A 12,120-nucleotide genomic window follows, 5' to 3' on the forward strand; every position below is an offset into this window, starting at 1 on the left:
ATGCGGGGCAGGCGTCGCCCCGCCGCCTGCCCAGCCCGCCAGCAACATTTTGTTACTTTCGGCGACGGGCGGCGTTTGAAGCGCATCCCTCCTGTCAGGTGCCCCCGATCGATGCCCCTTCCCGCCGAACGCCACGCCATCCTCGACCATCGCCGCACGCTGAAAATGGCGCGTTCCGCCCATGCCTATGTGCGGGGCAACACCGCGAAATTCTATGAATGGCTGGCGGCGTCGCCGGTCGCGGCGCGGGTGCCGCAGGGGCCCGCCATCTGGATCTGCGGCGATTGCCATCTGGGCAATTTGGGGCCGCTGGCGAACGGCGCAGGACAGGTGGAGATCCAGATTCGCGATCTCGACCAGGCGGTGATCGGCAATCCGGCGCACGATCTGATAAGGCTGGGGCTGTCGCTCGCCACGGCGGCGCGGGGATCGGACCTGCCGGGCGTGGTGACGATGCGGATGCTGGAGGAGATGGTCGACGGCTATGCCGCCGCGATCCGCGACCCCGGCGGCGATCCCGGCGACGAATCGGATGTGGTGCGCAGCGTCGAGCGCGCCGCGCTGGGCCGCCGCTGGCGCCACCTCGCCAGGGAGCGGCTGGACGCGGTCGAGCCGCGCATCCCGCTGGGCAAGAAATTCTGGGAACTCGCGCCCGAGGAACGCGACGCGCTGAAGCATCTGTTCGAGGACGAACGCGTCGCCGCGCTGGTGCTGGCGCTGAAGGGCAAGTCGAAGGAGCGCGAGGTGCGGCTGGTCGATGCCGCCTATTGGATGAAGGGGTGCAGCTCGCTGGGGCTGCTGCGCTATGCCGCGATCGTCGGGCTGAAGGGCGGCAAGGGCCAATGGACCTATGCGCTGGTCGACCTGAAGGAAGCGACCGATCCGCTCGCCCCCGCGGCCGCCCGCGCGACAATGCCGAACGGGTCACCGCCGCCGCCCGCGCGCTGTCACCCCATCTGGGGCAGCGGATGATGCCGGTGCGGATGCTCGACCGCTCGCTGTTCATCCGCGAGCTGACGCCGCAGGATTTGAAGCTGGAGGTCGACCAGTTCAGCCAAGGCGAGGCGGTGCGCGCCGCCCGCCACCTCGCCTTCGTCGTGGGCAAGGCGCATGGCCGACAGCTGGACGATCGGGCCAGGGCCGACTGGCTGGCGATGCTCGACGCCGACCGGGGCGGCGCCGTCGACACGCCCTCCTGGCTGTGGGAGAGCGTCGTGTCGCTCGCGGGGCGGCACGAGGCGGGCTATCTGGACCATTGCCGCCACTATGCGCTCGCCGCCTGAACGACGGCGGACGGCATCGGTCGGGACTGGGCCGGTCGCGACGGGGCCGTCCGCCGAGGCGCGGCGTCAGTAATCGTCCGACGGGTCGAAATCGCCGCCATTGTCCATTCCGCCATCGTCGAAGCGGCGGTCGTCATCGTCCCCGTAATTGTTGATGGTGATATTCTCGGGCCGCTCCATGAAGCCCTGACCGCCGCCGCCGCCGAACAGGCCGCCGCCCTGATGGCCGAACATATCCGACAGGCCCGAAAACAGCATCTGGCCGCCGACCACCCCGGCCGCCGTCGTGCCCGCGCTGCGCAGAAAGCTGCCAAGCCCGCCGCCGCCGGAGAAGACGCCCGGCCGCGCCTCGGGCGGGGGCGGCGCATAGCTGTCCTGCGGCCGCGCGCCCCAGGGGCCGCCCGCGCCCTGCGGCAGGAAGCTGCTGCCGGACGGGGCCGGGGCGTATTGCGGCTGCTGGCGTTCCAGCTCGGCGATGCGCTGTTGCGCGGCGTGGAGCGACTGGTCGGCGACGATCGCATGCTGGACCAGCAAATAGGCCGCATCCGGATTGGACGACAGCGTGCGGGCGATCATCGCCTCGGCCTCGCCATCCTTGGCGCTGGTCCGCGTGGCGGCCAACTCATCGAGGAAACGGGTGAGAAGGGTGCGTTCTTCGGCGTTCATCGGGGCACTCCAGTGATGCGACCGGAACATCGGCCGGGCGTCGGTGGAATCAAGATCGCCGGTGATGGATGACCGATAATTCACCGCACCGGAACGCGGCGTCCACGATTCGGTTGATCCGGCATCGACGCGATCGGCGTGCCCCGCACGGGTCCGCCGCCGCGCATCGAGGGGAGACGATGATGACCGACCTGCCGAGCCGCGTTCCGCTGGACAATGACGGCACCGATGCCGACCGCCCCCCGGTCCTGCCCTTCCTGAACATGTGGACCGCCATCGACGGCACCAGCCGCATCGACCTGTCGCGGATGACCGGGTTCGGGATGAAGAGCGTCGGGGGCAAGGCATCGCCGCAATGGATGCGCCCCTTTCCCGGCGAGGTCGCCGCGATCAACTTCGCCGTCTTGCCGGTCGGCTGGACCGGCGACTGGCACGAAAGCCCCAGCCCGCAATGGGTCATCCCGCTGCGCGGCCGCTGGTTCATCGAGACGATGGACGGCAACCGGGTCGAGATGGGACCGGGCGACATCCATTTCGGCCAGGATCAGGACACCACCGATGGCAAGGGCCACCGCTCCGGCCAGATCGGCGACGAGCCCTGTTTCCAGATCATGATCCAGTTCGCGACCTCGCCCGCCGCGCAGACGCGCGATCCGTTCGGCGCATGACGGGCGATCCTCCCCCCTTGCTGACACCCGCGCGCCTGCGTCCGCCGGGACCGCCCGCGCCGACCGAGGCCGACCCGATCCGCATCCACCATGCCGCCGCGCGGGAGGTGCTGGGCGAGGCGAGGCTCTTCACCCTCTACGATCAGGCGAGCTGGAGCGAGGGGCCGGTCTGGTGGCCGCGCGCGCGGACGGTGGTGTGGAGCGACATTGTCGGCCGCCGGGTGCTCGGCTGGCGTGAGGATGGCGCGGTCGACGTGCTGCTCGACGCCACGCCCTTCATCAACGGCAATGCGGTCGCCGCGGACGGCGGCCTCGTCCATTGCGAGCATGGCCGCCGCGCGATCAGCCGCTCGGACGGCACCGGCATCCCGACGCCGATCGCCACCCAGGCGCAGGGCCAGCGGCTCAACGCGCCCAATGATCTGGCCGTCGCCGATGACGGTTCGATCTGGTTCAGCGACCCGACCTTCGGCCTAGAAAACCCCAGGCAAGGCGTGCCCGGCCGGTCCGAGAGCGGGCGCACCGCGATCTGCCGGATCGGCGCGGACGGGGCGGCGGTACGCGTCATCGACATGGCGCAACCCAATGGCCTGGCCTTCTCGCCCGACGGCCGGACCTTCTATGCCTCGCAGACCCCCGAACATGGCGAGGGCGAGATCGCGATCTTCGCATTCGACCGGCATGGCGACACCCTGTCGAACCGCAGGCTCTTCGCCCGCGTGCCGCAGGGCATTCCCGATGGCTTCACCGTCGACCGGCGCGGCTGGGTGTGGAGCAGTTCGGAAATCGGTGTCGAGCTGTTCGATGCCGAAGCCCGGCATCTCGCGACCATCCCCACGCCGCACCTGTGCAGCAACTGTGCCTTCGACACCGACGAGCGGCGGCTGTTCGTGACCGGCGGGGAAAGCCTCTGGATGCTGACGCTGGGGTAAGCGCGCGCTAGTCGCGCTCCCAGCGATGTTCCTTCTCCAGCGCCAGAACGTCACGCCCGGCGGTCAAGACCGCCCGCTCGCGCCCCTCCTCGGCAAAGGACACCACGAAGTCTCGTCCGGCAACGTCACCGTCGATTGCCCGGTCTTCAGTCGATGCGACATGGCCGACATAGCGCAGGCTCAGGTCGTAATGGCCCGACCAGAAAAACGGCACTTCGGCATATTCCGCTGCGCCCTCGCCCATCAGGTGCCGAGCAAGCCATTGGCCCATGCGCTGTGCTACCACCCAATGCTCGACGCGGATCGGATGGCCCAGCCGGGGATCGGGCACGCTGGCGATGTCGCCGATCGCATGGATGGCGGGATCGGAGGTACGCAAGCAGGCATCGACCTGCACCCCGCCCCCCGCTTCCTCGGCGGCCAGCGTCAGCCCGGCCGCCTCGGCCAGCTCGGTTCGGGGCGTGGCACCGATACCGGCGACCAGCAGATCGCCCTCGACCCGGCTGCCATCGTCGAGCGTCGCGGCATGCCCGTCCCAGCGCGCGACGCGGCGGTTGAGGTGGAAGGTCACGCCCTTGGACTGGTGAAGATCGCGGATCATCGCGCCGACTTCCGGCCCGGCGGTCTTTTCCAGCGGCAGGTCGGAGTCGGACACCACCGCCACCTCCAGACCGCGCGCGACCAGCGAGGCCGCGACCTCCAGCCCGACATAGCTCGATCCGATGACGATCGCGCGCGCCGCGCCTGCCAGCGCGGCGATCAGCCGGTCGGCATCGGCCAGGCCTCGCACGACATGCACATCGTCCCGGTTCGCGCCGTAGAAATCGGGCAGGACGGCGGCCGATCCGGTCGCCAGGACCAGAATGTCATAGGCCACACGCTCGCCGTCACCGAGCACGACCGCCCCGGCATCGCGGTCGATCCGCGTCACCGCCACCCCGGTCCGCACCGTCACCCCCTCGCCCGGCGACGGGAGCGCGGTGTCGTCGCGATCCGCCTTGCCCGCCAGATATTGTTTGGAACAGAAGGTGCGATCATAGGGCGCGCCCGGCTCGTCCGACAGGAGCGTCACCGTCGCATCCGCGCCGTGTCGCGCCAGCATCTCGGCACAGGCATGGCCCGCCCCGCCGCCACCGATGATGACGACCCGGCCGATCCTCCGCCCGGTCTTCGCCGGTGCGGCCTCAACCCGTGGCGCGGGCCCCTCGACCCGGACCCGCCCCTGCTCCTCGACCACCGTGAAGCGGTCGAGCGGAGCAAAGGCAGGTGCGCCCACCGCCTCGCCCGTCTCCACGTCGAAACGGGCATGGTGCCAGGGGCAGCGGAGCGTGCCGTCGGCGACGATCCCGTCGGCAAGCGGCGCCTTCAAATGGGTGCAAATGCCCGCAAGGGCGCAGACACGGCCCCGATGGCGGACCAGGACCACGTCCTGTCCGTCCACGACCCCGGCAAGGATCCGCCCTTCCTCCAGATCGGTGGAGGCGATGCCTTTCGCCAGATCATGGTCCGCCATCGCCTCACCCTTTTCCCGTAGGTCGTCCGGATCAGTCCGCGCGCTGCAATTCGGTCGCGGCGAGATGCTCGCCGATGAACCAGACCTGCGGCTCGCCGGTGCGGATGATGTCGCTGACCAGCAGGTCATTGGTGCCGTCGTCGCCCGATTCATCGGCGGTCTTGGCGCCTTCATGCGCCTGTTCCAGAACGATCTTGTGCGCCTCGAGCAGCCGCGCAAGCATGGTCGGCACATCCTCGCGGCCACGCGGCGGGCGCGGAATCTTGGTCATCTCGGCCACGTCATGCGGCGTCGCGATGCTGATGCCGCCCAGCGCCTGGATACGTTCGGCCACCATGTCGACCAGTTCGGCCTGCTTCTCATAATGGGTGTCGAGCAGCAGATGCAGTTGATAGAAGGTCGCGCCCGACATCTGCCAATGATGCTTCTTGTACAGGTCGCGCAGCATGATCGTGTCAGCCAGCACCTGGTTCAGGATCGACACGCTTTGCTTGCGGGCATTTTCGGACAGGCCGAGGGGAAGGTCTTTCAACGTGCCGAACGGCTGGATTTCGCGATAGTCGATCTTGTACTGCGGCTGCGCTTGGTCGGTATCGGTCACGATGTCACTCCACTCTGCAATGATCTTCGTTCCGAAGCGCTTGTTCCCGCGCAGGGTTCCATGAAATTATCGACAAGACGGCGGGAACAAAAATCGCGGCGATCATGATCCAAATTAATTTCGATACGGTCGGTTTGGGCGGGAACGCTCCGGCTTTTGCGACGTCCAGCATGGGATTTATCCGGGCGAGACCGCATGACCCAACCCATATCGGTTTTTCTTCACGCACTCGGCGCCAGCAGCGGGGAATGGGATCTGGTACGCCGCCAGTTCGGCCATCTGCCCAGCCTCGCGCTCGACCTGCCGGGGTTCGGTGCGCGAAGCGACGAGGGCTATGCCGATGTCACCGCGATGGCGGACGATCTGGCGGACACGATACGCCGCCACCGGCTGACCGCGTGCATCCTGGTCGGGCACAGCATGGGCGGCAAGATCGCCACCCTGGTCGCCGCGCGCGCGCAGGCGGGCGAGCAGGGGCTGGCCGGTGTCGTCGGGGTCGTGCTGGTCGCCGCCTCCCCGCCCGCCCCCGAGCCGATGGACGATGACCGTCGCGCCCAGATGATCGGCTGGGTGTCGGACGGCCCGGTCGGACAGGCCGATGCCGAGACCTTTGTCGACGCCAACACCGCCCGGCCGCTGCCCTCGCCGCTGCGCGAACAGGCGATCGCCGATGTCCGTCGGTCGAGCCGCGAGGCATGGCTGGGCTGGCTGGAGCGCGGCAGCCGTGAGGATTGGAGCCGACAGGCAGGCTCCATCACCATCCCGGCGCTGATCGTGGCGGGCGCGGAGGATGGCGATCTGGGCGAGGATGCGCAGGCCCGGCTGAACCGGCCGCATTATCGCCATGCCGAGATGCGCGTGGTCGAGGGTGCCGCGCACCTGATCCCCTATGAACAGCCCGAGGCGCTGGCCGCGCTGATCGCCGATCACGCCGCCTCGCTCACCGGGTCGATCCTTCCCGCCGGGTTCGTCCATATCCTGGGCTCCGACCGGGTCAGCCGCCGGACCCGCGCCGCGATGCTGGAGCGGACGCGGCCGGTATCCGATGAACAATGCGGCTGGTCGGAGGCGCAGCTGGGCCTGGTCGCGGCGCTGATCGCGCATGTCCTGCCCGACCGGGGGGCCGATCGCGACCTCGCCCGCCATGTCGGTGCGGCGGTCCATGGCCCCGGCGATGGCTGGCGCTTCGCCGACCTGCCGCCGGATCGGGTGGCATGGGCACAGGGATTGGCGACGCTCGACGCGCTGACCGGCGGGTTCGTCACGCTGGACCATGCGGCGCAGGCCGAATGGCTGAAGCGGATCGATGCCGGATATGTCGATATGGCGTCTGGGCCCGACCGGCTCACGCCCGACCAGATGGCCCTGTGGTTCCAGGACGTCCGCGCGGAGATCGTGCGGCAATGGATGGCCTCGCCCGCCGCGATGGCTGCCATCGGCTATGACGGCTTCGCGGTCGGCGGCGATGGCCCCCGCAAACAGGGCTATGCCCGCACCGCCGCCAACGATGCTGAACGCTGGCAGCACGCCACGGAGACGACCGCATGAGCCGCCCCCCTTATGCCGAGCATGACATGGTCGACGCGGTGGTCATTGGCACCGGCGCGGGCGGCGCGCCGCTGGCCGCGCGCCTTGCCAAGGCGGGGCTGTCGGTCGTCGCGCTGGAGGCGGGTCGCGCCTTTCGCCCCGACGAGCATGTCGCCGACGAGGTGGCCGCCAATATCTATTGGATGGAGGAGCGGCTGAGCGGCGGCGCCGATCCCACCGCCTTCGGCTCGAACAATTCGGGCATGGGAGTGGGCGGATCGACGTTGCACTGGGGCGCCTTCTGCCCCCGGCCCGATCCCCGCGACCTGCAACTCCGCACGATGACCGGGCAAGGCGCGGACTGGCCCGTCCCCCATGCCGAGCTGATCGCCTATATTGAGGAGGTGGAGGCGTTCACCGGCGTCTCCGGCCCCGCGCATTATCCATGGGACGATAGCCGCCGCTATGCCTATCCGCCGGTGGCGCGCAACGCGTCGGCCGACGCCATGGCGCGGGGCTGCGCGGCACTGGGCATCACCGCGACCGATGCGCCTGCCGCGCTGGTGTCGCGCGACCGGGACCAGCCCTATTGGGGGCAGCGCCAGGCCTGCGTGAATTGCGGCACCTGCCACCAGGGATGCCGCAACGCGTCCAAGACCAGCATGGACACCAGCTATCTCCCCTATGCCGTCGCGCACGGCGCCGAGATCCGCGCCGGATGCCGCGTGCTGTCCTTCGATCGCGACCATCAGGGGCGGATCGACGCCGTGGTCTATCGCCGGGACGGCGAGGACCGCCGCCAGCGCTGCCGCGCGGTGTTCCTGTGCGCGGGCGGGGTGGAGACGCCGCGCCTGCTGCTGAACCTCGGCCTCGCCAATTCCAGCGGACAGGTCGGGCGCAACTTCATGGCGCATGTCGCCACCCAGGTCTGGGGCCGGTTCGACGCCGAGATGCGGATGAATCGCGGCTATCCCTCCTCGATCATCACCGAGGACATGATGCGCCCCGGCGATGCGGATTTCGCGGGCGGCTATCTGATCCAGAGCCTGGGCGTGCTGCCCGTCAATCTGGCGACCGGGCTGGCGCGGGGCGCGGGCATGTGGGGGGACCGGCTTCAGGACACGCTGCGCCACTATAACCGGATGGCGGGGATCGGCATCAATGGCGAGTGCCTGCCCCATACCGACAACCGCCTGACCCTGTCGGACGAAACCGACGCGTTCGGACAGCGCAAGGCACGGATCGACTTCAGCTATCAGGCGAACGAGCGCGCCATTGATGCGCATTCGCGGCGCACCATGACCGCCATCTGGGACGCTGCGGGGGCCAGCGACATCTTCGCGGTCGACCGCTCGGCCCACACCATCGGCACCTGCCGCATGGGCGATGATGGCGACGAGGCGGTGGTCGATGCCGATGGCCGCAGCTTCGACATCCCCAACCTGCTGATCTGCGACAATTCGGTCTTCCCCAGCGCGCTGGCCGCCAACCCCGCGCTGACCATCATGGCGCTGTCGCTGCGCACCGCCGACCGGTTCCTGGCATCATCGCGGGGACAGGCGTGACGACGGGCGCGGGGCCCGCCAGCATGTCTTCCCTGTCACATTCGGCACGGCCCCTTGACGGGAGCGGGGCAAGGGGTGCTCCATCGGTCAGCAACCCTGTCTGAATCCGGAAACACCATGAAACGCCTCGCGCTCTCGCTCGTCCTGCTCGCCTCCACCGCTGCCGTCGCCCAGACCGGCGCCCTCTCGGGCGTCGACAAGGCGCTGATGGACGGGGCGGTCAAGCCCGGCGACAATTTCGACACTTACGCCAATGGCACCTGGCGCAAGACTGCCCAGATCCCCGCCGACCGCTCCTCGATCGGCGTCGGGCTCGACGTCTCGCTCCGCGCCGAGGCGCGCAACGCCGCGATCATCAAGGGGGCCGCGGCCGTCCGTGGCGCACCGGGCAGCGACGAGCAGCGGATCGCCGACTATTATGCCGCCTATACCGATACCGCCGGGATCGAGGCGCGCGGGCTGAAGCCGATCCAGCCCGGCCTGGCCGCGATCGCCGCGATCCGCGACAAACATGGCCTGTCGCGCGCGATCGGTGCCGCGATGCGCGCCGATACCGATCCGTTCAACAACAACAATTACGCCAGCACCAACGACCTGTTCGGCCTGTTCGTCAGCCAGGATCTCAACCACCCGACACGCAATGTCCCCTATCTTATGCAGGGTGGGCTCGGCCTGCCCGACCGCGACTATTACCTGTCCGACAAGCCCGAGATGGCGGAGATCCGCACCGCCTATCGCGCCTATCTGGGCCAGTTGCTGCAACTGGCCGGGCTGTCCGATCCGCAAGCCCGCGCCGACCGCATCTTCGCCCTCGAACAGAAGATCGCGGCGGCCCAGGCCGACATCATCGCCAGCCAGGATGCGCACAAGGGCGACAATCCCTGGACCCGCGCCGACTTCGCCACCCGCGCGCCGGGCCTGGACTGGGCCGCATTCTGGACGGCGGCTGGCGTGCCCGCGAGCCAGCGCGACTTCATCGCCTGGCAACCCGGCGCGATCACCAAGCTGTCCGCGCTCGTCGCCAGCGAGCCGCTGCAAAGCTGGCGCGACTGGCTCGCCTTCCACATGATCAACCAGATCACCGGCTCGCTGCCCAAGGCGATCGACGACGCGTCCTTCGATTTTTACGGCCGCACGCTGACCGGCACGCCCGCACAGCAACCGCGCGAGAAGCGCGGCATCGCGGCGGTCAACGGCGCGCTCGGCGAGGCGGTGGGCAAGATCTATGCCCGCCGCTATTTCCCGGCCTCGTCCAAGGTCGAGATCCAGCATATGGTGACGAACATCGTCGCCGCCTTCGACCGCCGCATCGCCGCGCTCGACTGGATGGCGCCCGCCACCAAGGCGGAGGCGAGAGCCAAGCTGGCGGTGCTCAAGGTCGGGGTCGGCTATCCCGACCATTGGTGGAATTACCCGACCTTCGCGGTGCGCGCCGACGATCCCGTCGGCAATGCGCAGCGGGCGCGGCTGTCGCTCTATCGCTATCACCTCGCCAAGCTCGGCAAGCCGGTCGATCGCGGCGAATGGTGGATGACGCCGCAGACGGTCAATGCGGTCAACCTGCCGCTCCAGAATGCGCTGAACTTTCCGGCCGCGATCCTGGAGAGTCCCTATTTCGATCCCCGGTTCGACGCGGCGGCCAATTATGGCGCGATCGGATCGGTGATCGGGCATGAGATCAGCCACAGCTTCGACAATCTGGGTGCCGATTTCGACTCGACCGGGCGGCTGCACAATTGGTGGACGCCTGCCGACCTCAAGCGGTTCGAGGGCGCGGGCCAGGCGCTGGTCGCCCAATACAATGCCTATGAGGCCTTGCCCGGGCTCCACCTCAACGGTGAGCAGGAACTGGGCGAGAATATCGCCGATGTCGCCGGACTCACCGCCTCCTACGAAGCCTATCGCGCCTCGCTCGGGGGCAAGCCCGCCCCGGTCATCGACGGGCTGACCGGCGACCAGCGATTCTTCCTGGCCTTTGCGCAGAGCTGGCGGACCAAGATGCGCGACAAGGCGCTGCGCGCCCGAATCGCGACCGACGTCCATGCCCCCGCGCCATGGCGGGTCCTGACGGTCCGCAATCTCGACGCCTGGTATGCGCCCTTCGACGTCCAGCCGGGGCAGGCGCTTTACCTGACGCCCGAAAAGCGGGTCCATATCTGGTAAATGGCGACACGCCCCCATGCGCCTTCGGCATCGCAGGCGCATGGGGCGCGGCATGGCCCGTGACCGATGCCCGGGCAGAAACGAGACGGCCATCCGGACGTTCTCCCCGCCATGCCACTCGATCCCGAAGAGACCGCGACCATCGTGACCAGCCGCGCCATCCGTGCGGGGCATGAGGAGGATTTCGAGCGATGGGCCGCCGAACTGGATCGGCTGGCCCGCGCGAAACCGGGCTTTCGCGCCAGCATCCGGCTGGGCCAGACGGCGGGCTTTCAGCATCTCCTCCTCCGCTTCGACGATCGTGGCACGGCGGAAGCCTGGCGCAACAGCCCCGCCTTTGTCGCGCATGCGGCGATGGCCGATGACTATTCCACCGCGCTTGACCAGATCGGCACCGGCAACGCCGTCCGCTTCGAACTGCCGAGCGACGCCAGCGCCAGCAGGTGGAAGCGTTTCGTGACGACGTGGCTAACGGTCTTCCCGGTCCTCCTGATCGTCAGCCTGAGCGTGCGCATGGTGGTGAAGGAGGCCCCCCTGCCCCTGCAACTGCTCCCCTCGTCCCTGCTGCTCACCGCAACCCTGCAATGGGTGATCCTGCCGCGCCTGCAACGACACACCCGTTTCTGGCTGCTTCAGAACGGCTCCGGCCATCTGAGGACCTGACACACGCGCGGCTTATCGCGAGCGTGACGATCTATCCGGATGAACCGGAAGGTCCCGCAGCGGAGTTGGTTGCGAGCGTAGCGTCGCTGGTGGCGTACGCCATAAACGACAACGCCGCCCGTGAGGGCGGCGTGTCGAGTTCTATAGCGATGGTTGCGGGGGCAGGATTTGAACCTGCGGCCTTCAGGTTATGAGCCTGACGAGCTACCGGGCTGCTCCACCCCGCGACACTGGGTATAGGGGCAAGGACAAGTGAATGGGTTTTGTGTATACGCGGACTATAATGCCTGGCGACGCCCTACTCTTCCACTGCTTGAGCAGTAGTACCATTGGCGCAGTCGGGTTTCACGGCCGAGTTCGGGATGGGATCGGGTGGGACACCGACGCTATGGCCACCAGGCAATAGAGTCCGCGAATACTGACCCCGCTTTGTGGGCGGGGGATTGGGTATAAAATCGATGCGTGCACTGGCTGTATTGATGACCGCACCCTCAGTCTATCAGCCCAGGGCTGATGGTGGGGGTGTGGAGCTCTCAAGC

The 12,120-nt window shown here is 68.3% G+C and carries 9 protein-coding genes, 1 tRNA gene, 1 rRNA gene and 1 pseudogene; 7 read left to right on the forward strand and 5 right to left on the reverse strand.

Translation table 11 applies throughout. From position 1 onward, the window contains the following. Window positions 1-165 precede the first annotated feature (165 nt). Window positions 166-1,283: pseudogene (locus tag ABIC44_RS15955) on the forward strand (DUF2252 family protein). Window positions 1,284-1,349: 66 nt separating this feature from the next. Here ABIC44_RS15955 and ABIC44_RS15960 read toward each other — a convergent pair. Next, window positions 1,350-1,949: a DUF2076 domain-containing protein gene (locus ABIC44_RS15960; protein ID WP_354296518.1), complete on the reverse strand. Its 600-nt coding sequence runs from the start codon at window positions 1,947-1,949 to the stop codon at window positions 1,350-1,352. Window positions 1,950-2,128: 179 nt separating this feature from the next. On the opposite strand from ABIC44_RS15960, the gene ABIC44_RS15965 reads away from it, so the two are divergent. Further along, window positions 2,129-2,617 (forward strand): cupin domain-containing protein, encoded by a 489-nt coding sequence (locus ABIC44_RS15965; RefSeq protein ID WP_354296519.1) that lies wholly within the window; start codon window positions 2,129-2,131, stop codon window positions 2,615-2,617. After that, complete coding sequence (locus ABIC44_RS15970) at window positions 2,614-3,549, forward strand: SMP-30/gluconolactonase/LRE family protein (RefSeq protein ID WP_354296520.1); 936 nt, start codon at window positions 2,614-2,616, stop codon at window positions 3,547-3,549. Before ABIC44_RS15965 ends, ABIC44_RS15970 begins: the two co-directional genes overlap by 4 nt. A 7-nt stretch (window positions 3,550-3,556) precedes the next feature. On the opposite strand, the gene ABIC44_RS15975 is transcribed toward ABIC44_RS15970, so the two are convergent. Further along, window positions 3,557-5,062, reverse strand: a complete 1,506-nt coding sequence (locus ABIC44_RS15975; protein WP_354296521.1) for an FAD-dependent oxidoreductase — start codon at window positions 5,060-5,062, stop codon at window positions 3,557-3,559. A 31-nt stretch (window positions 5,063-5,093) separates the two neighbouring features. Next, window positions 5,094-5,663, reverse strand: a complete 570-nt coding sequence (locus tag ABIC44_RS15980) for a Dps family protein (RefSeq protein WP_307100895.1) — start codon at window positions 5,661-5,663, stop codon at window positions 5,094-5,096. A 195-nt stretch (window positions 5,664-5,858) separates the two neighbouring features. Between ABIC44_RS15980 and ABIC44_RS15985 the strand changes: the two genes are divergently transcribed. The 4 genes from ABIC44_RS15985 (at window position 5,859) to ABIC44_RS16000 (ending at window position 11,581) form a co-directional block, all read left to right on the forward strand. Beyond that, a complete protein-coding gene (locus ABIC44_RS15985; protein WP_354296522.1) occupies window positions 5,859-7,211 on the forward strand; it encodes an alpha/beta hydrolase in 1,353 nt (450 codons plus the stop codon). Next, window positions 7,208-8,755, forward strand: coding sequence for a GMC family oxidoreductase (locus ABIC44_RS15990; RefSeq protein ID WP_354296523.1), 1,548 nt, complete (start codon window positions 7,208-7,210; stop codon window positions 8,753-8,755). The genes ABIC44_RS15985 and ABIC44_RS15990 overlap by 4 nt, the downstream gene beginning before the upstream one ends. A gap of 117 nt (window positions 8,756-8,872) precedes the next feature. Continuing rightward, window positions 8,873-10,918 (forward strand): M13 family metallopeptidase, encoded by a 2,046-nt coding sequence (locus ABIC44_RS15995; RefSeq protein WP_354296524.1) that lies wholly within the window; start codon window positions 8,873-8,875, stop codon window positions 10,916-10,918. 66 nt (window positions 10,919-10,984) lie between these two features. Beyond that, window positions 10,985-11,581: an antibiotic biosynthesis monooxygenase gene (locus ABIC44_RS16000; protein WP_354296525.1), complete on the forward strand. Its 597-nt coding sequence runs from the start codon at window positions 10,985-10,987 to the stop codon at window positions 11,579-11,581. Window positions 11,582-11,731: 150 nt separating this feature from the next. Here ABIC44_RS16000 and ABIC44_RS16005 read toward each other — a convergent pair. Together ABIC44_RS16005 and rrf are read right to left on the reverse strand one after the other, a co-directional pair. Beyond that, window positions 11,732-11,808: transfer RNA gene (locus ABIC44_RS16005), tRNA-Met, on the reverse strand. 58 nt (window positions 11,809-11,866) lie between these two features. Next, a 5S ribosomal RNA gene (gene rrf / locus ABIC44_RS16010) occupies window positions 11,867-11,981 on the reverse strand. Window positions 11,982-12,120: the final 139 nt, after the last annotated feature.

The organism is Sphingomonas sp. 1185 (assembly GCF_040544655.1).
Taxonomy (GTDB): domain Bacteria; phylum Pseudomonadota; class Alphaproteobacteria; order Sphingomonadales; family Sphingomonadaceae; genus Sphingomonas.

Coding starts and splice junctions, on each gene's coding strand:
- ABIC44_RS15960 (WP_354296518.1), bottom strand. CDS start 1,949: ATGAACGCCGAAGAACGCACCCTTCTCACCCGTTTCCTCGATGAGTTG.
- ABIC44_RS15970 (WP_354296520.1), top strand. CDS start 2,614: ATGACGGGCGATCCTCCCCCCTTGCTGACACCCGCGCGCCTGCGTCCG.
- ABIC44_RS16000 (WP_354296525.1), top strand. CDS start 10,985: ATGCCCGGGCAGAAACGAGACGGCCATCCGGACGTTCTCCCCGCCATG.
- ABIC44_RS15990 (WP_354296523.1), top strand. CDS start 7,208: ATGAGCCGCCCCCCTTATGCCGAGCATGACATGGTCGACGCGGTGGTC.
- ABIC44_RS15995 (WP_354296524.1), top strand. CDS start 8,873: ATGAAACGCCTCGCGCTCTCGCTCGTCCTGCTCGCCTCCACCGCTGCC.
- ABIC44_RS15985 (WP_354296522.1), top strand. CDS start 5,859: ATGACCCAACCCATATCGGTTTTTCTTCACGCACTCGGCGCCAGCAGC.
- ABIC44_RS15975 (WP_354296521.1), bottom strand. CDS start 5,062: ATGGCGGACCATGATCTGGCGAAAGGCATCGCCTCCACCGATCTGGAG.
- ABIC44_RS15965 (WP_354296519.1), top strand. CDS start 2,129: ATGATGACCGACCTGCCGAGCCGCGTTCCGCTGGACAATGACGGCACC.